Annotated in this window: 17 protein-coding genes; 11 read left to right on the forward strand and 6 right to left on the reverse strand. The window is 60.1% G+C overall.

Annotation, left to right across the window (positions count from 1 at the left end; genetic code table 11):
• Window positions 1-7: 7 nt before the first annotated feature.
• Window positions 8-700, forward strand: a complete 693-nt coding sequence (locus HWX48_RS00115) for a type 1 glutamine amidotransferase (protein WP_175953470.1) — start codon at window positions 8-10, stop codon at window positions 698-700.
• Between the two features lie 211 nt (window positions 701-911).
• Here the strand turns inward: HWX48_RS00115 and HWX48_RS00120 are convergent, their stop codons facing one another.
• Entirely contained in the window at window positions 912-1,526 is a 615-nt protein-coding gene (locus HWX48_RS00120; RefSeq protein WP_175953472.1) for a dTDP-4-dehydrorhamnose 3,5-epimerase family protein, read from the reverse strand.
• Window positions 1,527-1,631: 105 nt separating this feature from the next.
• On the opposite strand from HWX48_RS00120, the gene rfbD reads away from it, so the two are divergent.
• The 4 genes from rfbD (at window position 1,632) to HWX48_RS00140 (ending at window position 6,615) form a co-directional block, all read left to right on the forward strand.
• Window positions 1,632-2,504: a dTDP-4-dehydrorhamnose reductase gene (gene rfbD / locus HWX48_RS00125; protein WP_175953473.1), complete on the forward strand. Its 873-nt coding sequence runs from the start codon at window positions 1,632-1,634 to the stop codon at window positions 2,502-2,504.
• Between the two features lie 197 nt (window positions 2,505-2,701).
• Window positions 2,702-4,573, forward strand: coding sequence for a dihydroxy-acid dehydratase (gene ilvD, locus HWX48_RS00130; RefSeq protein ID WP_175953475.1), 1,872 nt, complete (start codon window positions 2,702-2,704; stop codon window positions 4,571-4,573).
• Window positions 4,574-4,698: 125 nt separating this feature from the next.
• Window positions 4,699-5,772 carry a biotin/lipoate A/B protein ligase family protein gene (locus tag HWX48_RS00135; protein WP_254872882.1) on the forward strand — a complete coding sequence of 358 codons (1,074 nt, stop codon included), beginning with the start codon at window positions 4,699-4,701 and terminating at the stop codon, window positions 5,770-5,772.
• A gap of 210 nt (window positions 5,773-5,982) precedes the next feature.
• Window positions 5,983-6,615, forward strand: coding sequence for an NYN domain-containing protein (locus HWX48_RS00140; protein WP_175953477.1), 633 nt, complete (start codon window positions 5,983-5,985; stop codon window positions 6,613-6,615).
• A gap of 94 nt (window positions 6,616-6,709) precedes the next feature.
• On the opposite strand, the gene HWX48_RS00145 is transcribed toward HWX48_RS00140, so the two are convergent.
• Entirely contained in the window at window positions 6,710-7,417 is a 708-nt protein-coding gene (locus HWX48_RS00145; protein ID WP_175953479.1) for a YggS family pyridoxal phosphate-dependent enzyme, read from the reverse strand.
• 155 nt (window positions 7,418-7,572) lie between these two features.
• Here HWX48_RS00145 and HWX48_RS00150 point away from each other — a divergent pair, with 155 nt between their 5' ends.
• Entirely contained in the window at window positions 7,573-7,965 is a 393-nt protein-coding gene (locus HWX48_RS00150; protein ID WP_175953481.1) for a YccF domain-containing protein, read from the forward strand.
• 97 nt (window positions 7,966-8,062) lie between these two features.
• Here the strand turns inward: HWX48_RS00150 and HWX48_RS00155 are convergent, their stop codons facing one another.
• From HWX48_RS00155 to HWX48_RS00170, 4 genes are all read right to left on the reverse strand, one after another.
• Complete coding sequence (locus HWX48_RS00155) at window positions 8,063-8,944, reverse strand: NgoMIV family type II restriction endonuclease (RefSeq protein WP_175953483.1); 882 nt, start codon at window positions 8,942-8,944, stop codon at window positions 8,063-8,065.
• A 14-nt stretch (window positions 8,945-8,958) separates the two neighbouring features.
• The gene (locus HWX48_RS00160; RefSeq protein WP_175953485.1) at window positions 8,959-9,891 is read right to left on the reverse strand and encodes a DNA cytosine methyltransferase; all 933 of its coding nucleotides are present in this window, start codon (window positions 9,889-9,891) and stop codon (window positions 8,959-8,961) included.
• 186 nt (window positions 9,892-10,077) lie between these two features.
• Complete coding sequence (locus HWX48_RS00165) at window positions 10,078-11,871, reverse strand: SWIM zinc finger domain-containing protein (RefSeq protein WP_175953487.1); 1,794 nt, start codon at window positions 11,869-11,871, stop codon at window positions 10,078-10,080.
• 55 nt (window positions 11,872-11,926) lie between these two features.
• Complete coding sequence (locus HWX48_RS00170; protein WP_175953489.1) at window positions 11,927-14,602, reverse strand: RNA helicase; 2,676 nt, start codon at window positions 14,600-14,602, stop codon at window positions 11,927-11,929.
• Window positions 14,603-14,739: 137 nt separating this feature from the next.
• On the opposite strand from HWX48_RS00170, the gene HWX48_RS00175 reads away from it, so the two are divergent.
• The 5 genes from HWX48_RS00175 to HWX48_RS00195 all read left to right on the forward strand — a co-directional run bounded on the left by HWX48_RS00175 (window position 14,740) and on the right by HWX48_RS00195 (window position 21,027).
• The gene (locus HWX48_RS00175) at window positions 14,740-16,182 is read left to right on the forward strand and encodes a sodium:alanine symporter family protein (RefSeq protein WP_175953490.1); all 1,443 of its coding nucleotides are present in this window, start codon (window positions 14,740-14,742) and stop codon (window positions 16,180-16,182) included.
• A 77-nt stretch (window positions 16,183-16,259) separates the two neighbouring features.
• Entirely contained in the window at window positions 16,260-17,693 is a 1,434-nt protein-coding gene (locus tag HWX48_RS00180; protein ID WP_175953492.1) for a sodium:alanine symporter family protein, read from the forward strand.
• A gap of 92 nt (window positions 17,694-17,785) precedes the next feature.
• Complete coding sequence (locus HWX48_RS00185; RefSeq protein WP_124871819.1) at window positions 17,786-18,556, forward strand: fumarylacetoacetate hydrolase family protein; 771 nt, start codon at window positions 17,786-17,788, stop codon at window positions 18,554-18,556.
• A 156-nt stretch (window positions 18,557-18,712) separates the two neighbouring features.
• A complete protein-coding gene (locus tag HWX48_RS00190; RefSeq protein WP_175953494.1) occupies window positions 18,713-19,495 on the forward strand; it encodes a fumarylacetoacetate hydrolase family protein in 783 nt (260 codons plus the stop codon).
• 50 nt (window positions 19,496-19,545) lie between these two features.
• Complete coding sequence (locus HWX48_RS00195; protein WP_254872883.1) at window positions 19,546-21,027, forward strand: cytosine permease; 1,482 nt, start codon at window positions 19,546-19,548, stop codon at window positions 21,025-21,027.
• Window position 21,028: the final 1 nt, after the last annotated feature.

Consider the following 21,028-nt stretch of genomic DNA (forward strand, 5'->3'; position numbering starts at 1 on the left):
GCCTCCTATGACACTCAGCGCAGACCTCCTCATCATCCAGCACTCAGAGGGCTGCCCGCCCGGGCACATCCTCAGCTACGCCCCCAACGCCACCACCGTGCGCATGTGGGAAACCCCCACCGCACTGCAGGCGATGGCAGCGGGGCAGGCGGCTCTGCCCTCGGCAATCGTCGTCTTGGGTGGTACAGAGAATGCCTACGCCGACAGTGCCTGGCCGTGGCTCGCGGACGTTCGCGCAGTTCTTCGCCGTTGTCACGAGGAATCCGTTCCCACCCTGGCCGTGTGCCTGGGGATGCAGTTGGCGGTGGTCGCAGGAGGCGGCAGCGTTGCTGTTGGCGCAGCTGAGGGGCCCGAGACTGGCATGACCCGGATTCTGTGGGAGGAGACAGCGGCAGATCCGTTGGTGCGGGTGCTGGCAGCGGATGAGTGGGTCTACGCTGACCATTCGGATGCGGTAAGCGAGTTACCAGCAGGCGCGTCTGTTCTGGCGCGCTCAGACAAGTACGTGCACGTTATGAGGTGGGGCAGCGTTGTGGGCGTGCAATACCACCCGGAACTGACTGCCGATATTTTACGAACCTGGCTGGAGAACAACCCTCCCTCCAATGCCGATCAACTCTTAGCCGACTACCAGGATGCCGCCGACGACCTGGCACAACACTGCCAGCGCTTGTGCGAGGCCGTATTGGGGGCGCGCTGAGCTCAATCAGCGATACCAGCGGATCGCTCCCTGGGAAGCCGTGCTCTAAAAGCCTTGACAATGCTGTGGGGGGTGACTGCAGAACACTGCAGTCACCCCCCAAGGCTTGACCTCTTCGCTCACCCGTCAGGCCATCGTTCGGCGATCGAGGCGTCCCCGGCAGACGGATGCGTCGTTTGAAACCCGTTTCGCGTAACAGACGACAATCTGATCAGGCAAGGGAGGCGTAGAAAGCCAGGGCTTCCTCGTAGGTGGGCAGGAGGCCCTGCTCACGAGCTTCTTCCAAACCGGGAGCAAGAGTGTCCTTTTCGGAGAACTGCTGCTCCAGGGGCTCGCCATTACGTCCCACGGTCGGCCACTCAACACCGATGGTTGAACACAGCGGGTTGACGCCAAACTCGCGGCCCGGATTGTAACCGGCAGAGCACAGGTAGGTAACGGTGGAGCCGTCCTCAAGGGAACAGAAGGCGTGTCCCAGACCTTCGGACAGGAAGATCGCGCGGCGATCAACGTCGTCGAGAAGGACGGTGTCCCACTGCCCGTAGGTGGGCGAGCCAACGCGGATATCAACAACGACATCAAGGACGGCACCCTTGGGGCACATCACGTACTTAGCTTGGGAAGGAGGAATCTGAGCAAAATGAATGCCTCGGATCACGCCCGCAGCGGAGACTGAACAGTTCACCTGCTGGAGATCCAAGGATCGTCCCAGGTGCTCTTCAAACTCATTCGCCTTGAACATTTCCATAAATAGGCCGCGTGAATCGCCTAGCTGGCGAGGGGTAATCTCCCACGCGCCCTTGATTGATAGCTCACGCCATTCCATGGTGGTCTCTCCCTTGTGATGTCAGTTGGAGGAGTGTGCCCTTGCCCTAGAATCTCAGAGCAAGGCCCTTCCATCATCTCCATTGTGCCAAGATATGATTGTTCCATGAAGTGGACTGTAACCGGCGCAGCCGGAATGCTTGGACAAGATCTCGTTGCGGCGCTGAAGGCTCGCGGAGATGACGTGGTGGCGCTTGATGTCGCCGAACTCGATATTCTCGACAGCTCAGCTGTGATGGAGGCTCTTGGAACACCAGGTGCTTCAGACGTGGTGGTCAATTGCGCAGCGTGGACCCAAGTCGACTCCGCTGAAGAAAAAGAAGATGCAGCCTTTCGACTCAATGCGGTTGGCCCCCAAAACCTTGCCGCAGCATGCCGAGCATCAGGTGCGCGCCTGGTGCAGATCTCCACAGACTACGTTTTTCCGGGGAATGGCACAAAGCCCTACGGGGAGGACGATCTCCTTGACCCCCTGGGCGCATACGGGCGTACTAAAGCAGCGGGTGAATGGGCCGTTCGCGCATCTGGCGCGGACTACCTTATCGTCCGTACAGCATGGCTGTACGGAGAGCATGGTACCCCCTTCCCCAAGGTCATGGCCAAGTTGCTCACCGAGCGTGGTCATGTCGACGTTGTCACCGATCAGGTCGGCCAGCCCACCTGGACCAAGGACTTAGTCGCCCTCATTATTGCCCTCATTGACGCTCAAGCACCCTCGGGAACCTACCACGGCACTTCTTCGGGCCAGGGCTCGTGGTACGAATTCACCCAAGAGATTGCAGCGTCAATGGGCGTCGCAAAGGAGGCTGTCGGCGAAACCACGTCGGAAGCCTTCGTGCGCCCGGCACCGCGTCCGGCCTACTCGGTGCTGGCACATGATGCGCTGCGCAAGATTGGTGTCGAACCCATTGGGGATTGGCGCCAACGCTGGCAGGCAGCCGCCCCGGCGATCCTTGCAGATTTCGTGGCTAAGGACTGAGAGCAGCCCCGAGAGAGAACTCAGCCAGTTCACCTTCGCCTCTTTGGGGCGGGGGTGAACTGTTTCCCGCGCCCCCTCTCCCCTGAAGAAAGAAAACAGAAACGGGCGGTGATTCCACGACACGACACGGCGGCGCGTTTTCTGACGCGACGTCTTACCCTTAATGCAGCACTAATCGGATAGACACGGAAGACACCATGAGCCGCCAACTTCGATCCGCAACCTCCACCCAGGGCCGCAATATGGCCGGTGCCCGCGCACTGTGGCGCGCCACCGGCATGGGCGATGACGACTTCGGCAAACCCATTATTGCCGTCGTCAACTCCTTCACCGAGTTCGTCCCCGGACACGTCCACCTGCGTGACGTCGGAAAACTCGTAGCGGATGCGATCGTGGCAGCAGGCGGCGTCGCCAAGGAAATGAACACCATCGCCGTTGACGACGGCATCGCCATGGGCCACGGCGGCATGCTCTACTCCCTGCCTTCGCGTGAAATCATCGCCGACTCGGTCGAATACATGGTCAACGCCCACTGCGCTGACGCCATGGTGTGCATCTCCAACTGCGACAAGATCACCCCCGGCATGCTCAACGCCGCCCTGCGCCTGAACATCCCCGCCGTCTTTGTCTCTGGCGGCCCCATGGAGGCGGGCAAGAATATTCCCGCCGATGCGATCATCGGCGACTCCACAGCAGGCCACGGCAACCTCGTCACCGTCATGAACGCCACCGCTAACGACGACCTCACCGACGACCAGATCCTCGCCCTCGAACGCGCAGCCTGCCCCACCTGCGGCTCCTGCTCAGGCATGTTCACCGCGAACTCCATGAACTGCCTCACCGAAGCCCTGGGCCTGTCCCTGCCCGGCAACGGCTCAACGCTGGCCACCCACTCGGCCCGCCGCAACCTCTTCATCGAGGCCGGCCGACGCGTCGTGGACCTGTGCCGCCGCTACTACGGCAACGAGGACGACGCCGTCCTCCCGCGCTCTATCGCCACCCGAGACGCCTTCCGCAACGCCATGACCTTGGACATGGCGATGGGCGGCTCGTCCAACACCGTCTTGCACCTGCTGGCCGCCGCCCGCGAGGCTCAGGTGGACTTCGACCTGCATGACATTGCTGAGCTGGGTCAGACCGTGCCCTGCCTGTCTAAGGTGGCCCCTAACCACAACGACTACCACATGGAGGATGTCCACCGCGCCGGTGGTATTCCCGCGATCCTGGGTGAACTGGACCGTGCGGGATTCCTCACCCATAACGTCCACTCCATCCACTCACCCTCGCTCTCGCAGTGGCTAGCCCAGTGGGATGTGCGCGGCGGCTCAGCAACCGAGGAGGCCTTCGAACTCTTCCACGCGGCCCCCGGCAATGTCCGCACCACCGAGGCTTTCTCCACCTCGAACCGCTGGGCGAGCCTCGACCTCGACGCCGAAGGCGGCTGCATCCGCGACGTTGAGCACGCCTACACGGCAAACGGTGGCCTGACCGTCCTCTTTGGCAACCTCGCCCCTGAAGGCGCGATCATCAAGGCTGCCGGTATTGACCCCAGCCTCTTCCACTTCGAGGGCCGCGCCCGCGTCATGGAATCCCAGGACGAAGCCATCGAACGCATCCTCGATAAGACCGTTGAGGCTGGCGACGTGGTGGTCATCCGCTACGAAGGTCCTTCGGGCGGGCCGGGCATGCAAGAAATGCTCTACCCGACCTCCTTCATTAAGGGCCGTGGCCTGGGCAAGGCCTGCGCGCTCATTACCGACGGCCGCTTCTCGGGCGGCACCTCGGGTATTTCTGTGGGCCATATTTCCCCTGAAGCCGCAGCTGGCGGCCTCATTGGCCTCATCGAGGACGGGGACCGCATCATCATTGACGTCAATGAGGGGCTGCTTCAGCTTGACGTCCCTGAGGAAGAGATTGAGCGCCGCCGCGCTGAGCAGGAAGCTCGCGAGCACCCCTGGACGCCGCGCACCCGCCAGCGTGAAGTGTCTGACGCGCTCAAGCTCTACGCGGCCACGGCGACCTCGGCCTCGCAGGGCGCATTCCGTGACGTATCGCGTATCCTGCGATAGCTGCAGCGGCGAGGCTGGCCTCGTCCGCAACCGACTGAGCTACGTTGCCCACGAGGCCACCCCCGCAGCACAATGAGGGGAGGCCGCGCACCCTGTGCGTGGAAATGTCTGAGGGAAGGACACTCATGCTGCCGTTGCGCGGCCACTACACCATGCCTGGGGGTGCCAGCATTCATGTGCGCGGCACCATCGCAGGCGAACCCGCCTCCGATGGGGTCTTCACCCACTGCGCCTTCGAATCTGACGCCCCCTACCAGCCAGACAACCTGCTCGCACGCCTCGCAGCATCCCTCGAAGGCGTCGCGGCGGACACCTCGGCCATGGACCTCTCCGCCCTCCTGTCCTCCCTGCTGCTCCCGGGCGACGACCTCGCCGGACTGACCACCGACGCCATCGCCATCGCCCTGCGTCGCATGGTCGGAAAGGCTCTGGACTGGACGGACCTGGAATTCGACATTATCTATGGGCCTGTCCTTGACCCGGCGGTGAACGTCGCCCTTGACGAAACCCTGGTTGAAGAGGTCGCCGCCGGGCGGCGCAAGCCCTTCTTGCGCATGTGGGAGTGGAACGCGCCCCAGGTCGTTATCGGCTCCTACCAGTCCTACGCCAACGAACTCCACCACGAGGGCGTCCTCAAGCACGGGATTACCGTCACCCGCCGCGTCTCCGGGGGAGGCACCATGTTTATGGAGCCTGAAAACTGCGTGACCTTCTCCCTGGTGGTGCCAACCGCCCTGGTGGAGGGCATGAGCTTCGAGCAGGCCTACCCCTACCTGGACCGCTGGGTGATGGAAGCCCTGGAAACCATGGGCGTCAAAGCCCGCTACGTGCCGCTCAATGACATTGCCTCCGATAAGGGCAAGATCGCGGGCGCTGCTCAAAAGCGCTGGGCCAACGGCATGATGCTCCACCACGTCACCATGGCCTACGACATTGACACCCCCAAGATGCTTGAGGTTTTACGCACCGGCCTGGAGCGCGTGAGCGAACGCGGGACGGCCTCGGCCGTGAAATGGGTGGATCCTCTGTGTTCACAGATTAGCCTGTCTCGCGCCGAAGTGATGCAGGTGCTCTACGACTACTTCCGCGCCAAGTATGGGGCAACGCCCTCGGCGCTGACCCCGCATGAGATTGAGGCGGCCAAGCAGCGCTGCGTGGAGAAATTCTCCACCGAGGAATGGACCTTTAAGCTGCCCTGAGTAGAACTTGAGATTGCCTCGCAGTTCAACGAGGCTGACACGACTCTGCAGTGTGGTCGGTAAAGAAGACCTATCAATATCTGCGGTGCGAATTGATGCACACTTTGCCTATTGCGTTGATGTGAAGGTGTCGTTGATGTAGAGTATCCCTGTAACTCCCCAGCGTTCTCCGGAACTGCTGGGGTTCTATTTTCTCGCAAGGTGGTGGCAATGGTGCTCCGCATGGCTGTGGTAATGGATTACCAGAATGTGCATCTGTCGGCAGCAGGAATTTTTCTTCCCGGAAGGCCGCAACATGAAGCACTTATTGATCCCTACGCTTTCGCTCAACAGGTTGCTGCAGCTCGAAATGCATCGAATCGACCAGAATTTCACGTGGCAGTCAGCGACGTCTATGTATTCCGAGGCCAGCCATCGTCACAGCATGATCCCAGTGGCTACAGCCGTTCGCAGGCACAGAAGTCTAGTTGGGAGTACGGGCATGGTGGGCACGTACAGGTAACGATGCGTCCTCTGAAGTATCGGAGCATTAGGAGCATAGATGGCGCTGTACAGGTATCGGCACAAGAAAAGGGTATCGACGTGCTTTGTGCGCTGTACCTTGTGCGTTTAGCACGAAGCGGTCAATATGATGTTGTAGTTCTTGCTTCTCGTGATACGGATCTAGCTCCGGCGTTGGATGAAGCAGCACAGTTGTCCGGTTGCAAAGTTGAAGCCGTGAAATGGTATGACCCGAGTAATCGGAGTACGTGGGGCCGCATCCGAACTGCTTCGTCGATTTGGACGACTAACATGGAACGTGAGCATTTTCTGGCAAGCCTTGATACTCGGGATTACTCTTAGGTGAGCCGCTCATATCGACATGCTCGTCTTCCTCTGTCGCGAGTACTGGCATCGTGAGACGAACGCATTAGCGAAGGAGCAATGCGGGCAGGATCTAGTTGCGCGGACCGAACACGTCCGTGCCTACGCGCACCAGGGTGGCGCCCTCGGCAATCGCCCACTCGAGGTCGCGGCTCATCCCCATGGATAGTTCCAGTGTCTCTTCAGCGAGGTCGAGGCGTCCGGCGAGGAGCGCGCGCAGGGCGTGCAGTTGGGCGTAGGAGGCGCGCACATCGGCCTCGACCATCGAATTGAGGCCCACCGTCATTAAACCCGCCAGCTGCAGGCGTGCGCTTGCAGCAATCGCCTCAGCGACCACGAGGGCGTCGGCGGGCGCGCACCCGTGCTTGGACGCCTCCCCGGAGGTGTTCACCTGCAGGTAGACCGGCAGTGGGCGGGTGGCGCGCTTATCGACGGCGTCCACCAGCGCGACAGAATCAATGGTTTCAATACAATCCACGACAGCCAGCGCGTGGTTGATCTTATTAGTCTGCAGGGGGCCAATCAGGTGAAGTCGCGCCCCCGCCACCTCTTTGATGGCCGAGGCCGTCTCACGCGCCTCCTGTACCCGATTGTGACCGAGCAACACGGGTAGATTCGCAGCGGCGAGGGCGCGCGCCGCAGCCTGACATTCTGCGGGCGTGCGGGTCTTTGCCGCGATCTCTAAGGTGACAGCGTCGCTGCGGCCAACGGCAGTGCAGGCATCATCAATGCGCTGGCGAATCCGGGCAATATTGTCGGCAAGAGAAGTGGTCGTGTGCATGCGATAGACGGTTTCCTGTTGGCAGCGGTATGACTGCAGTCTAGTGCGTGTATCACCAATCCTGGGCGGCGACCCTGGAGGGTGGGAAACACAACCAGGGTCTAACCAGGGTGATCTGAGCGGGCAGAATCTGACGTTTCTGGGACGATAGAGGTATGCGTACTCTGTTGAACATCATTTGGTTGGTTTTCGGCGGCATTTGGCTCTGGCTGGGCTACCTCCTGGCTGGCATCATTGCCTGCGCGCTCATTGTCACTATCCCTGCAGGTGTGGCTTGTTTCCGTATCGCGAACTACGTGCTGTGGCCCTTCGGCAAGCGCGTCGTTGAACAGCCCGGCGCAGGAGCGGGCTCATGCCTGATGAACACCGTGTGGTTCATCGTCGCGGGTATTCCCCTGGCGATTGGCCATGTCACCACCGCTATCCCCATGGCACTGAGCATTGTCGGTATCCCCTTGGCCATTGCCAATATCAAGATGATTCCCGTGACGGCCTTCCCCTTCGGCAAGACTGTCATCAACGATCCGCACGCCCCCATCTTCGGCTGACAGTTTGCAGCCTGCGGGCACCATTTCTCTCAGCGCACCCACTCTCACTCACTTGAGAATGGGTGCGCTGTTGTCTCTGCACGACCTAGCCCGGATCCTAGATGCACAGATCGAGGGGCAGGTCGGAAATATCCCGCAGCCTTTGCCCTTCGACGAGGGCGGTGAGCATCGCCTGAGCCTCGTCGTTTCCAGAGGCGTTGACCGCTTCAATGAGTTCAGGCAACGCGAAGTGGTAGACCATGTCAAGATCGCCCGTGCCCAGGGCCAGGGAAGCCAGGCGCGACGGCGTTGGCTCGCCGGTGACCACCACAATGTGTGGGGCACGCCCCTTGCGGTTGCGCAGGATCGACAGGGCCTCGGCGCGCGCATTTTGAGCCCTATCGGAACGTAGCGTCCACTTGCAGGAAATCACCGCGTGAACAATATCGTGGGGCTGGTTTGCCTGGCGTAAGATGCTGAAACGGCCCGAGTGCTCATCAACGAGGGGGCCGCCCGCGTTAATGCCAGCATCGCTTTCCGGGGCGCGAAGCACCACCACATCGGGGCTAATGGAGTAGGAGTTGCCGAGGATTGCCTGCAGGGCAGGATCGGCCTGGACTGCGTCGCTGAGCAGTGCTAGATGCCGGTAGGGTTCGAAGCGAGACAGGTGCTCGCTCTTACGGGAGTTGCCGACATTAGCGAGAGTCCACGTGCCGGGGCGCACGGAGGAAAAGTGCGGGAAGGTGGAGCTGAGGAAGTCAGCGACGATCTTTTCAAAGGTCGCGCCGCTCTGCTGCCCGGCGAGCTTTTGCACCTCAATGTGGGCACCTAGTCGTGTCGCCATGTGGAGGGCAATATCACGCGAGGTTTTCTGGCTCTTATCAGCGTTTGAGGCAATGCCGTTACCGGCAACACTCAAAACCTCGTGGAGGATCAGCTGATTGTGGAACTCTTGGCGAGCTCGCGTGAGAAGAGCCCCGGGAGTGGCTGCGTCCGACATGATGGAAGCTCTCCTTAGGCCTCAAGGGCGCGACGAATATTCTGGGCGACAGCGTGGGCCAGGGGAGGGGGCAGGGCGTTTCCCACCTGACGGTAGGCGGCAGTTTTTCCGCCGGTGAGTTCCCATGAGTCCTCGAATCCTTGGATCCGCGCGGCCATACGAACCGTCAGGCGAGGCATCCCTTCAAAGGAGGCTTCAGGTGCAGCATCGGCTAGGCCCTTGCCATCCACCCCGAGCTCAGCCCAGGCCTTTTTCGCACGAGTCGGGCCAAGATCAGCGCCACCGTGCTTCTTTGAGCCGCCCACCAGCGTTGGAGCAATGGCTTGGGCCCCCTGGGCCCAGGCTTCGGCGCCTGTCCACCCATTCTGCGCCATGAGGTCAAGCAAGGTGGAGCCGACGGTCGCAGGGGGAGTGTCCAGAGGCAGGGGGTATTCGAAGGTCGCGTTCACGTCATGGCGCAGCGCCACGCAGATGACACGAGGGCGTGCCTGAGGGACGCCATAGTCGGCGGCGTTGAGGAGCTTCCATTGGACCGTGTACCCCAGATTCTCGATCTGCTCGGTAATGTGCTCGCGGTAGTGGTCAAAACGTCGATCGAGGAGGCCTCGGACATTTTCCAACATGACGGCCCGAGGTTGGATCTCTCCAATCAAGCGGATTGCTGTGGGGAAGAGATCACGTTCGTCATTGGCTCCAAGCTGCTGCCCAGCTGAAGAAAAGGGCGGGCAGGGGACGCCGCCGGCGAGCAGATCAACCCCGGCGTATTCCTTGCCCGACCAGGACAGGAGGTCTTCTTCGAGGACGTTCCACGCGGGACGATTCGCACGCAAGGTGGCGCAGGCATGACGGTCGATCTCAACCAGTGCCGCATGCTCAAACCCGGCCATCTCAATGCCGCGGGCCTGGCCGCCAGCACCGGCACAGATCTCCACCGACGTAAGCGTCATGCGTTTCCCTCGCAAAATCAACCGATCAACAACGTAGAAAAATTCTCTCAGGTCCACCCCGGATTTGCGGCATCGGTCAGCTAGCGGCACATCCTTGGCCGGAAACAGGCCCAACATGGATGACAGCGACGAGTTCGCCCAGAGTCCGACCTCGCCAACCTGCGATCCACCTAGGGGCGGGGCTGTTTAAAGTCCAACGCGGGCGAGCTCCTCGTTGACGGTGGGACGGCGCCGGTAGTCCTCGCGTAGTTGCGCGATCCAGCGCGTCATTTCTGCTGTCAGGAGGCCTTGGCCTTCCTGCGCCTTCTTCGCGTCGTCGTGCTTGTCGGCAGTGCGGGCAATGCGCATCGCTGACAGGGTCATCCGCGCGGCCTCGCGGGCCACCTCACGGCCTGTTGTCGCATCAAGCGCGCCAATAATACGTGTCTGGTACAGGCCGATGGCCTCGCGTGGGCGGGGCTGAGGGGAGGCTTCTGCGAGATCTTGCCACATAGCCCTCAATGGCCACCGGTCCGCCAGGCTCCACGCCCACTCAACATCCCCAAGGTGGAGGGCGATCCTGACAGGCAAATCGCCGATACCCCATTCACATGTGTCAACCCATACGCGTGTCGCTTGCTGTTCTGCTTCTGCGCAGCCAAGGTCACTGGCTGTTGATATCAGGAGGTCGTAAATCTCAGGCAGAGGCGCGGAATGGAAGAGGTCGCGCAGGAAAGCAATCGCGTCTTCTTCCCGACCGTCGTGAAGAAACATGTCCACTGCTTTCACAGGCGAGACGTGGTAGTCGTTGGCATCGCCACACCAGTGATGAGGGTTGCTTGTCACGCGATCCTCCGCAATGGCGCGTTCGAGGTAGGCCATGGCTTCACGAGGGCGTTGGGCTGCCTCAAGACGCTGAATAATGGCACCGTATCGCGGGTGCTCCCCGCGTGAGAGTACCTTGATCGCATGGTCAACGTCACCGTCATGGTCAGCGAGTTCTAGCTCCATACTGTTGATTTCGTGGGCATTCCAGCCGCTGAGTTCCTCATCGCTTCGACGCTCCAGCTCCGTGTTGACAGCGCGACGGTAGACTGTGAGCCCCTGATCCCCGAGGGCGGACACGAAGTCGCCGAGAGTGACGACAGGCCAACCGGGAGAATCCAGCCGGAACTTCGCTAGCCACCTGCCCAGTTTCTTGGTATCAGGATTTCCACTACGGCATGCCTGCGCGTAGAGATTGATGGCGCGCTGGCAGACTTCGCCTGGAGCTCCGGAGGAGTCATCGATACGTTCGGCGATCATTTTTCGTAGGCGCGTTGCCGTCTTCAGGAGGATCGGGGCGACGAGGTCGGAGTAGCCATCGTCAAGGAGTATCTCTACCTCGTTGAGGAAGATGTCGACCTCCTGAGAGAAGTCGATTGCCCGCCAGTAGTCTATAAAACCTCGGACCGAGAAAACAGCTTTGTACCTCTGCTGTAGTTCGTTTTCGATTGCGGCAGTATTGCCGCTGCTGAGGTCAGCTTTGCGTTGGAGCATGTTCATAATGGCGTAGTCGTGGCTTGCGAGGGACCACAGCAACTGGCGGAGCTGCTCTTGACTGAGGCTATTGAGGTATTCGAGGATCGAAGCTGAATGCTCGGCGCGGCCACCACTCGTGTCGTCGGCGTGTTCTTCGCTGCCCTCACCCAGTACAGCTAAACCAAGGGCAACAAGGTGCTTACAGAAGTTGCCGGCGAGGTTATGGAGACAGGTGCACGAGCCGCGTAGCTCGTCCTCCCAGTGGAGTGTCACATGGTAGGTCTGGCTGCCACGTACGTGCGCGGTGGCAAAGTTCTCTCCTCGGGAGAGAAGATCAACGAAGTGACGGTACTGTGTGCCGCGCTCGAAAACACGGTCTCCTGCCTCAATGATGAGCGCTTCTTCGGTGAGCGAATCATTCGGTAACCCCATGAGACCATTATCCTCAACATGAGGGCGTAAGAGAATCCAGATGGTCATGGGAGGGGTATGTCTTCCACCATGTCGTCTGTTTTACAACGTTGCTCACTGGCTGTCAGCGCGGGCCGACGCTCAGCAGACGCAGCACCACGGCCTCGGCCTGGTCAGATGCCGCTAGGTCCACCAAAGCGGTCAGACGCCAATCCATATCCTCCTCGGGGTCACAGATGCGCTGCTCAGCGAGCCAATAGTTGGCAGGATTGAGGCGGTCAGCCAGGGCCTCACTGACCCCGGCTTCGACGAGGTCGGCGCGGGTGGGCGCCTCGTTGAGTGGACACAGGGCGGTAGCGCGGGCCGCCTGGTCAATGCCAATCCAGTCATACTCCGCCCAGTAGCGCTCCAAGGCGTGATCCCAGCGGTCCTCGTCCCAGCCCGACGCCTCGTCCAGTGCCGCCAAAGCAGGCACGTCGTCAGCGGACATGAGTTCCACACGGCGGAACATTGCCCGGCGGATGGCAGTGCGGAACGCATGCCGATTCGCACTGAAGGCCACCACGCCGTTCTCATCCGCGCCGAAAGCCACCTCCACGCCGCCCGAGCTTTGCGCGTCGTCGCGAGAGGCGTAGTTGCCCGAAGCCAGCGCCTCCCATTCATCGAGCAGCGAGGAATCCACAGCGCGAATCAGCGCCGCCAGCCAGTCAATAATGGCGCGCACCTCGTCGGTCATCATCTCGTCAGGGATGATCTGACGCATCGCACGGTAGGCATCCGTCAGGTAGCGCAGGATCACGCCCTCAGAGCGGCCCACGTCATAGCGGGACACCAACTCAGAGAAGGTCATGGCATTTTCCACCATCTCGCGCACCACCGACTTGGGGGAGAGTTCCAGTCCGCCCACCCAGGGGTTGGAGGCCACATACACAGAGAAAGCCCCCTCCAACAGGTCAGCCAAAGGACGAGGCCACACAACCTCCTCTAAAGCCGACATGCGATCGTCGTAGTCCATCCCCTGGGCCTTCATGGCGGCGACAGCCTCGCCACGCGCCACCCGCTGCTGAGCAAAGAGCAGGGGGCGAGGATCCTCCAGAACCGACTCAATCACCGACACCACATCCAGGGCGAAAGAGGGCGAATCGGGATCCAACAAGTCCAACGCAGCCAGCGCAAAGGGAGACAGTGGCTGGTTGAGCGCAAAATCGTCAGGCAGGTCCGCCACCAGCCGCAAACGAGGCAGGCCATCGGCCGCGGCCTGCGCGGAGGGCACATGCTCCACCACGCCAGCGGTACGCATCGACGCGTAGATTTCGCCCAGGCGACGCAGGTGCGGGTTGACCTCACGAATGACGTCATCATTGTGGGTGGCCAGGTGAACCAGGTGCTCGCCCGGATCACGATGGGCGGCCCCCGCCAGGACATTGAGCACCATCGAGTGGGTCATCTCAAAGTGAGACTGCAAGGCTTCGGGCGCGGCGTTCACCAGGCGCTCAAAGGTCGACTTCGTCCAGGAAATCTGGCCCTCCGCAGGGCCTTTCTTCTTTTTCGCATCCTTCTTCTTAGCGCGTTTAGCGGCGCGCTCGTCCGCAGCCTCCAACTGGGCAGCACTCAAGCGAGCCCGCGCCTTCGCATCCTCCACCTCATGCTCGGGGGCAAGGACACGCACAAAGCCCACCAGGTCAAAGCCCGCGCGCCCAGCCCGCCCAGCGATCTGATGGAACTCGCGGGCAGAGACGTGCCGCATCTTCGCCCCATCAAACTTCACGAGCGAGCTCATGAGTACCGTGCGGATTGGCACATTGATGCCGACCCCCAGAGTGTCCGTACCGCTGACGATCGCCAGCAGTCCTTGCTGGGTGAGCCGTTCAACCAGACGGCGATAGCGGGGCAGCATACCCGCGTGGTGAATACCGATGCCTTGCACAAGCAGGCTGCGTAGGGACGCGCCAAAACCCTTCGTGAAATGAACGGTGGAAAGCTCCTCAGCAATGCGTTTCTTCTGCTCATCGGTAATGAGCTTGGCCTTGTCGAAGGCGTGGGCAGAATCAACCGCGTCTTTCTGGGCGAAATGCACGATGTAGATTGGCCAGCGGCCTTCGTTCAAGAGGCGCGGCACGGTGTCGGTCAACGTATCGACAACGTACTCAAACTCCAAAGGCACCGGGCGTTCAGCATCGTCAATGAGCGTCACGTCCCTGCCCGTGCGTTCCTTCCACGCGCGCTCAAACCTCGTCGTATCCCCAAGAGTGGCCGACATGGCAACGTACTGGGCTTTGCGTAGTTCCAGTAGAGGCGTCTGCCACGCCCAGCCGCGCTGCGGGTCACCGTAGAAGTGGAACTCGTCCATGATGACCATGTCGGCATCGAGCTCTGCGCCTTCACGCAGGGACTGGTTGGCCAAAATCTCTGCTGTGCAGCAGATGATCGGCGCATCAGCGTTGAGGGAAACATCCCCCGTCACCATCCCCACGTTCTCAGCGCCAAAGTGGCCGACAAGGTCAAAGAATTTCTCGGACACGAGGGCCTTCAGCGGCGCCGTGTAATAGGAGCGGCCACCTTGCGCCATCGAGACAAAATGTGCGGCCAGGGCGATCATCGACTTGCCAGAGCCCGTGGGGGTGGCGGCAATGACGTGGTTGCCTGCCAGGATCTCCACCAGGGATTCTTCCTGGTGGGGGTAGAGCGGGCGGCCTGTGGCTTCGGCCCACGAGGTGAACGCTGCGTATAGCGCGTCCACATCGTCAAGTTGGGAGGCGTCCTCCAGATCGTCAAGGAGTTCATTGAGGGTGGCCGTCATACCCCCATTGTTTCATTGCTTCGTTTGACGAGGCCAACCCCACGGCCGTGTCAGGGAATGGACAATCGGCCCCGAGATGGACAGATATGCCACCATCAAGGGGTTGCATTTTCGGTTCGACACAGAAAGGAAGGCCCATGGACGCACTCGCATCACAGATTCAGGTGGTCGCAGACTGGATCACCCTCTACATGACGCTGTGGATTCTGGTCGGCGTGGGCATCTACCTGACGATCCGTTCAAAACTCGTGCAACTGCGCCTTTTCCCCCATATGGTGAGTGTCGTATCTTCCTCACGTCAGGGAGCACGCGGCGGTATTAGTTCCTTCCAAGCCTTCACGATTTCACTGGCAGCCCGCGTGGGCGTGGGTAATGTCTTTGGTGTTGCCGCAGCATTGCTCATGGGCGGGCCGGGTGCGATTTTCTGGATGTGGATTGTTGCACTCGTTGGTATGGCAACCGCTTTCTTCGAAGCCACCCTCGCTCAGCTTTTCAAGGTCCGCGCCGAGGATGGCACCTTCCGTGGCGGCCCGGCCTACTACATGCTGTACGGCATGAAGAACACCGTGATGGCAAAGATTTTCGCTGTTATTACGGTTATCACCTGTGCTTTTGTCATCACGTCGGTGCAGTCCAATGCGATCGCTGAAACGATGGTGGCAACGACCAGCACGAAGCATTGGATGATTGCCGTGCTGCTGGTGGCGTTCGCCGGCCCAGTCATCTTTGGCGGCATTCGCTCGGTAGCGCGCGTCACCGAATGGATGGCGCCCATCATGGCAACCCTCTACGTCATTGTCATTGCGGTGATCACCGTGATGAATATTGGCGAGTTCGCTACCGTTCTTGGCCAGATCATCACCTCAGCTTTCGCTCCCGAGCCCCTCGTGGGTGGTCTTGGTGGCGGTATCCTTGCCGCCATCATTAACGGCACGAAGCGTGGGTTGTTCTCTAACGAGGCCGGTCAGGGAACGGCCCCCAATGCTGCTGCGACCGCCACGGTGAAACACCCTGTGCGTCAGGGCCTCATCCAGTCCTTGGGTGTTTTCGTCGACACGATTATTGTCTGTACGGCCACGGCTTTCGTCATCCTCATTGCCGGTGAGGAAGTCTGGGGTGGCGAGGGCGTCAATCCTGCGAACCTCACGACCTTGGCTGTGGCGAAGGAACTGGGCGAGTGGGCGGTTGTTCCCATGTCCCTGATGATCTTCGTGCTTGCTTTCTCGTCAATTATTGCCGCTTATGTGTATTCAGAGGTCAATATGACCTTTGTTGCCGATCGCCCCTGGGCTGTGTGGATGGTTCGTTGCGTGTCGGTTGCTTCGGTGGCTCTGGGGGCAATGGTGTCATTGCCGTTGGTGTGGAACACCGTTGATATTGCCATGGCGATTATGACGATCACGAACCTTATTGCGCTGGTGTTCTTGGCGAAGTGGGGGACGGGCGCTCTGCGGGACTACGAAGAGCAGCGTCAGGCAGGCGTTGAGGAACCGGTGTTGAACGGTGTCAATAATCCGCACCTGCCGGCTGATCTTCCCGGCGATGTGTGGGTGCTCAATCAGGCGCCCACACGCCCCTAACACTATCGGTGTGTGCCCTTAGCCAAGCTGAGGGCACACACCATCATCAATGAGAACTCTGAGGACGGGACATTACTGTGAACGCACTTGCTGATCAGATTCTGGTCGTTGCCGACTGGATCACCCTTCACCTGACTCTCTGGCTCCTTTTTGGGGTGGGCGTGTTCCTGACCCTGCGCACTCGGTTTGTGCAGGTGCGTCTGTTCCCGCATATGTTCTCTGTTCTGGCGACCTCACGCCAGGGGCGTCGCGGGGGTATTAGCTCCTTCCAGGCTTTCACGATCACCTTGGCGGCTCGCGTGGGTCTGGGCAATGTCTTTGGTGTTGCTGCCGCGCTGCTCTTTGGTGGGCCGGGCGCGATCTTTTGGATGTGGATTGTTGCCCTCGTTGGTATGGCAACAGCCTTCTTTGAGGCCACATTGGCGCAGATCTTTAAGATTCGGATGGCCGATGGTACGTTCCGTGGTGGCCCCGCTTACTACATTTACTTTGGCCTGAAGAACTCCATCATGGCGAAGGTGCTGGCGGTGATTACGGCCTTCACCTGTGCCATTGTTGTGACCTCTGTGCAGGCTAACGGTATTGCGCAGACAATGGCGGCAACGACTTCGGCCGATCCGTGGCTGATTACCGTTGTCCTTTTGGTGTTCTCTGCCCCCGTGATCTACGGCGGCCTGCGGGCGGTTGCTCGCGTCAGCGAGTGGATGGCACCGATTATGGCCATGATGTACGTCGCTGTGGTGACGGTCATTGTGCTGATGAACCTTACCGAGTTTGTCAACGTATTGGGCCTGATCTTCACCTCGGCGTTCTCTTTTGAACCCCTTGTGGGGGGCTTGGGTGGCGGGATCCTCGCTGCTGTCATTAACGGCACGAAGCGTGGCGTGTTTTCTAACGAGGCCGGCCAGGCCACCGCACCTAACGCTGCTGCCACCGCCACGGTGAGCCACCCGGTGCGTCAGGGCCTCATCCAGTCCCTGGGCGTCTTCGTGGACACGATTATCGTCTGTACGGCAACGGCTTTCGTCATCCTCATTGCCGGTGAGGAAGTCTGGGCTGCTGAGGGCGTGAATCCTGCGAATCTGACGACCCTTGCTATTGTCAGCGAGGTCGGAGAGTGGGCTGCCCTTCCTATGACACTGTTGATTTTCGTCCTGGCCTTTTCTTCGATTCTGGGCGCTTATGCCTACGCCGAGGTCAACGTTGCCTTCCTCTCTGATCGGCAGTGGGCTCAGCGCCTGCTGCAGACAGGCACTGTGATCGCTGTTGGCATTGGCGCGATGATGACCCTGCCGCTGGTGTGGAACACCGTTGATATTGCGATGGCGCTCATGTCCTTCACGAACCTGGTAGCCCTGATTTTCTTGGCGAAGTGGGGTGTGGGAGCGCTCAAAGATTACGAGGCTCAGCGTAAGCAGGGTGTCGCTGATCCAGTGTTCGTTGGCCACGATAACCCCTTCATGCCTGCTGATGTTCCCACCGACGTGTGGGTGAGTGGCCAGGCGCGATAGGGGAGTGCTGGCAGGCAGTTCCACCACAGGGGACTTTCAACACCGCACTGTAATGCCGCGTGCTTTTCCTCTTCAGGCACTAGCCTTGAACCATGCGAATCGTGCGTTTTTCAGCGGGTGACACTCCCCAATATGGTGCCCTGGAAGAGGGCTCATCCCGAATTGTTGTCCTCAAGGGCGATCCTCTGTTCCAAGAGGTTGAACCCTCCGGGCAAATCCTTGAACTGGACGAGGTCCGCCTGCTGTCGCCGGTGATTCCTCGCTCGAAGGTTGTGGGCGTTGCGAACGCCGGCGCTGCTGAGGGTGCTGTTGGCGCTCATGGCGAGGACTTCCCTCACGTCTTCTTGAAGCCCAATACCTCTGTTATTGGTCCTGGCGATCCGATTATCTTGCCGTCGTGGAGTGAAAAGGTTGTTGCTGAGGCGGAGATCGGCATTGTGATCAAGACCTTGGCCAAGGACGTGCCCCTCGACAAGGTTGACGACGTGATCCTTGGTTATGTCTGTGCCAATGACGCCACTGCTGGTGACGCTCTTGGGCAGGGCCCCTGGTCGCGCGGTAAGGGTTTTGACACCTCAACGCCTCTGGGCCCGTGGATCCTTGTTGACCCCGATTTTGATCCAGACAATATCGACATTTCGATCAGCGTCAATGGAGAGCTTTACGATCAGGGGACGAATGCGCGAATGCGTCTACGCGCGAAGGAAGTCGTTTCTCGCGTGTCGCACATGTTTACCTTGCTGCCAGGTGATGTGATTGTGACGGGCACGGCGCTTCAAGCGCCCGTGCTTCAGTCAGGAGACGAGGTGGCCATTACCATCGGAGGGATTGGCACCTTAAGTAACCCGGTCCATCGTCTCTGAGATCCTGTGCCTGCGCGTGATGACAGCGCAGGCACAGCTATTGCACCACCTTCCATACAAGCACCCATCCGTATATTTGCCTCACTCTATTGCCCCGGTCGGCCCATCGTTGCGCAAGAGGGGGATAGGAGTGAATGACACGTTGGAGGACCACGAATGAGGATTCTACGTTTCGTTGAACACGGTCAAGTGCGATGGGGCGCCTGTGAAGATGACGCAACCATGATCCGCACTCTTGCCGCTGACCCCATGGTCAGTGGGATCATGTACCTCTCAGAGGAGGAAGTGCCCTTGACCGGCGTTAAGCTCTGCGCTCCGGTTGAGCCGCGCACAATCATTGGTATCGGCCGTAATTACGCCGAGCATGCGCGCGAAATGGGTGGTGACGTCCCCGATGAGCCGGTGGTGTTTCTCGTCCCACCGGGGGCAATCATTGGCCCGGAGGAGGCAATCGTGTTGCCCCAGTGGAGTCAGGAGGTACATTACGAGGCCGAACTTGCTGTTGTTATTGGCAAGACGGCATCCCGCGTGAGCGTTGAAGACGCACACGAGGCGATCTTTGGCTATACCTGCGTCAACGACGTGTCCGCCAGGGACGCGCAGCGCAGTGACCATCAATGGGCGCGGGCGAAGGGCTTTGACACCTCGACACCAATTGGGCCGTGGATTGTCACTGCCGACAGCGTGGACCCGGCTAACCTGCGTATTCAGGCGTATGTCAATGGGGAGTGCCGCCAGGATGGGACGACTTCGGACATGCTCCGTAGCGTTGATGAATTGGTGTCCTACCTATCCCATGGATTCACCCTGCACCCGGGCGATGTCATTATGACGGGCACACCTGCAGGGGTTGGAAAACTCGTTGACGGGGATCAGGTGGAAGTGCGTCTTGAGGGCATCGGGACGCTCAGTAATCCCGTACAATGCGAAATAATTTAAATGAATGAATGAAGGTGGCCATGGCGGGCACCCAACACCAAGGAGGATACATGAGCAACGCTGCACGTGACGTGACGGCTGGCGAAGGAGCCATGGCCGTCGAAATGGCGGGCCTGGACGTCATTCCCGAATCAGAACGCAAAGGTAAACCGTCCGACCTGTTCATGCCCTGGTTCGCCGCAAACATCTCTGTCCTAGGTATTTCCTGGGGCGCATGGATCCTCGGCTTTGGCCTGTCTTTCGTGCAGGCAGCCATCGTTTCAGTAGTCGGCATCGTCGCTTCCTTCTTCGTCTGCGGACTTATCGCTATTGCTGGCAAGCGCGGCTCCGCCCCCACCCTGGTGCTCTCGCGAGCCCCCTTTGGCTACAACGGCAACCGCATTTCCGCAGTGATCTCGTGGATTCTCACCGTCGGCTGGGAAACCTTCTTGTGCATTATGGCCGTCCAAGCTACTGCCACCGTCATGGGCGCGCTCGGATTCACCAACCACCTCATGGCTCAAGTCATCTCCCTGGTACTGGTGGTCGCCATCGCGGCGGGCGCGGGCATCCTCGGCTTCGACATGATTATGCGCGTCCAAACCTGGATCACCTGGGCGACCGCCGTCCTCACCGTCATCTACCTTGGTCTTGCCCTGCCCTACATTGACATGACTCAGGTCCTTTCCGCTGAGGGCGCGGGCATGGCCGCCTTCATCGGTGCCTTCTGCATGATCCTTGTGGGCTTTGGTTTTGGCTGGATTAACGCTGCTGCCGACTACTCGCGCTACTTGCCGCGTAAGGCCTCGACCGCTGGCGTTGTCGGCTGGACGACCTTCGGTTCAGCCCTGCCCACGGTCATCCTCGTTCTTTTCGGTCTGCTCATCATCGGCTCCAACCCTGCAATGGGCGAGGCGATCGGGAATGACCCAATCGGCGCCCTGACCACCATCTTGCCCACCTGGTTCCTCATCCCCTTCGCCCTCGTGGCGATCCTGGGCCTCATTGGCGGTATCGTCATGGACATCTACTCCTCGGGCTTGTCCCTGCTGGCAACCGGCGTGCCGGTTAACCGCCCCACCGCCACTGCCCTGGACGGCACGATCATGCTGCTGGGCACCATTGGCGTTGTCTTCTTCGCTGACTCCTTCATCGGCCCCTTCACCGGCTTCCTTATCACCTTGGGTGTTGTTATTGCCGCGTGGGGTGGCATCATGCTGGCCGATATTGTCCTGCGCACAAAGAACTACGATGAGCCGTCCTTGTTTACTCCTGCGGGCGTGTATGGTTCGGTGAACTGGGGAGCTATTGTCACCCTGGCCATTGCTTCCATTATTGGCTGGGGTCTGGTGGTCAATACTTTCGCTGAGTGGCTGGCCTGGCAGGGGTACTTCCTTGGCCCGCTTGGTGGCCGCGAGGGAGACTGGGCCTACGCTAACCTGGGCGTTTTCGTTGCCTTTGTGCTGGGCTTCATTGGCTACGTCCTGACCTCGAAGGGTCGCGTTGCCGCTCAGGAGCGTCAGCCGGTGCGCACCATGGAAGACGTGGCCTGAC

The sequence above is a fragment of the Schaalia sp. Marseille-Q2122 genome (assembly GCF_903645355.1).
GTDB lineage: Bacteria > Actinomycetota > Actinomycetes > Actinomycetales > Actinomycetaceae > Pauljensenia.

Excerpts from the sequence above, each read along its gene's own strand:
- HWX48_RS00115 (WP_175953470.1), top strand. The coding sequence starts at position 8 with ATGACACTCAGCGCAGACCTCCTCATCATCCAGCACTCAGAGGGCTGC.
- HWX48_RS00120 (WP_175953472.1), bottom strand. The coding sequence starts at position 1,526 with ATGGAATGGCGTGAGCTATCAATCAAGGGCGCGTGGGAGATTACCCCT.
- rfbD (WP_175953473.1), top strand. The coding sequence starts at position 1,632 with ATGAAGTGGACTGTAACCGGCGCAGCCGGAATGCTTGGACAAGATCTC.
- ilvD (WP_175953475.1), top strand. The coding sequence starts at position 2,702 with ATGAGCCGCCAACTTCGATCCGCAACCTCCACCCAGGGCCGCAATATG.
- HWX48_RS00135 (WP_254872882.1), top strand. The coding sequence starts at position 4,699 with ATGCTGCCGTTGCGCGGCCACTACACCATGCCTGGGGGTGCCAGCATT.
- HWX48_RS00140 (WP_175953477.1), top strand. The coding sequence starts at position 5,983 with ATGGTGCTCCGCATGGCTGTGGTAATGGATTACCAGAATGTGCATCTG.
- HWX48_RS00145 (WP_175953479.1), bottom strand. The coding sequence starts at position 7,417 with ATGCACACGACCACTTCTCTTGCCGACAATATTGCCCGGATTCGCCAG.
- HWX48_RS00150 (WP_175953481.1), top strand. The coding sequence starts at position 7,573 with ATGCGTACTCTGTTGAACATCATTTGGTTGGTTTTCGGCGGCATTTGG.
- HWX48_RS00155 (WP_175953483.1), bottom strand. The coding sequence starts at position 8,944 with ATGTCGGACGCAGCCACTCCCGGGGCTCTTCTCACGCGAGCTCGCCAA.
- HWX48_RS00160 (WP_175953485.1), bottom strand. The coding sequence starts at position 9,891 with ATGACGCTTACGTCGGTGGAGATCTGTGCCGGTGCTGGCGGCCAGGCC.
- HWX48_RS00165 (WP_175953487.1), bottom strand. The coding sequence starts at position 11,871 with ATGACCATCTGGATTCTCTTACGCCCTCATGTTGAGGATAATGGTCTC.
- HWX48_RS00170 (WP_175953489.1), bottom strand. The coding sequence starts at position 14,602 with ATGACGGCCACCCTCAATGAACTCCTTGACGATCTGGAGGACGCCTCC.
- HWX48_RS00175 (WP_175953490.1), top strand. The coding sequence starts at position 14,740 with ATGGACGCACTCGCATCACAGATTCAGGTGGTCGCAGACTGGATCACC.
- HWX48_RS00185 (WP_124871819.1), top strand. The coding sequence starts at position 17,786 with ATGCGAATCGTGCGTTTTTCAGCGGGTGACACTCCCCAATATGGTGCC.
- HWX48_RS00190 (WP_175953494.1), top strand. The coding sequence starts at position 18,713 with ATGAGGATTCTACGTTTCGTTGAACACGGTCAAGTGCGATGGGGCGCC.
- HWX48_RS00195 (WP_254872883.1), top strand. The coding sequence starts at position 19,546 with ATGAGCAACGCTGCACGTGACGTGACGGCTGGCGAAGGAGCCATGGCC.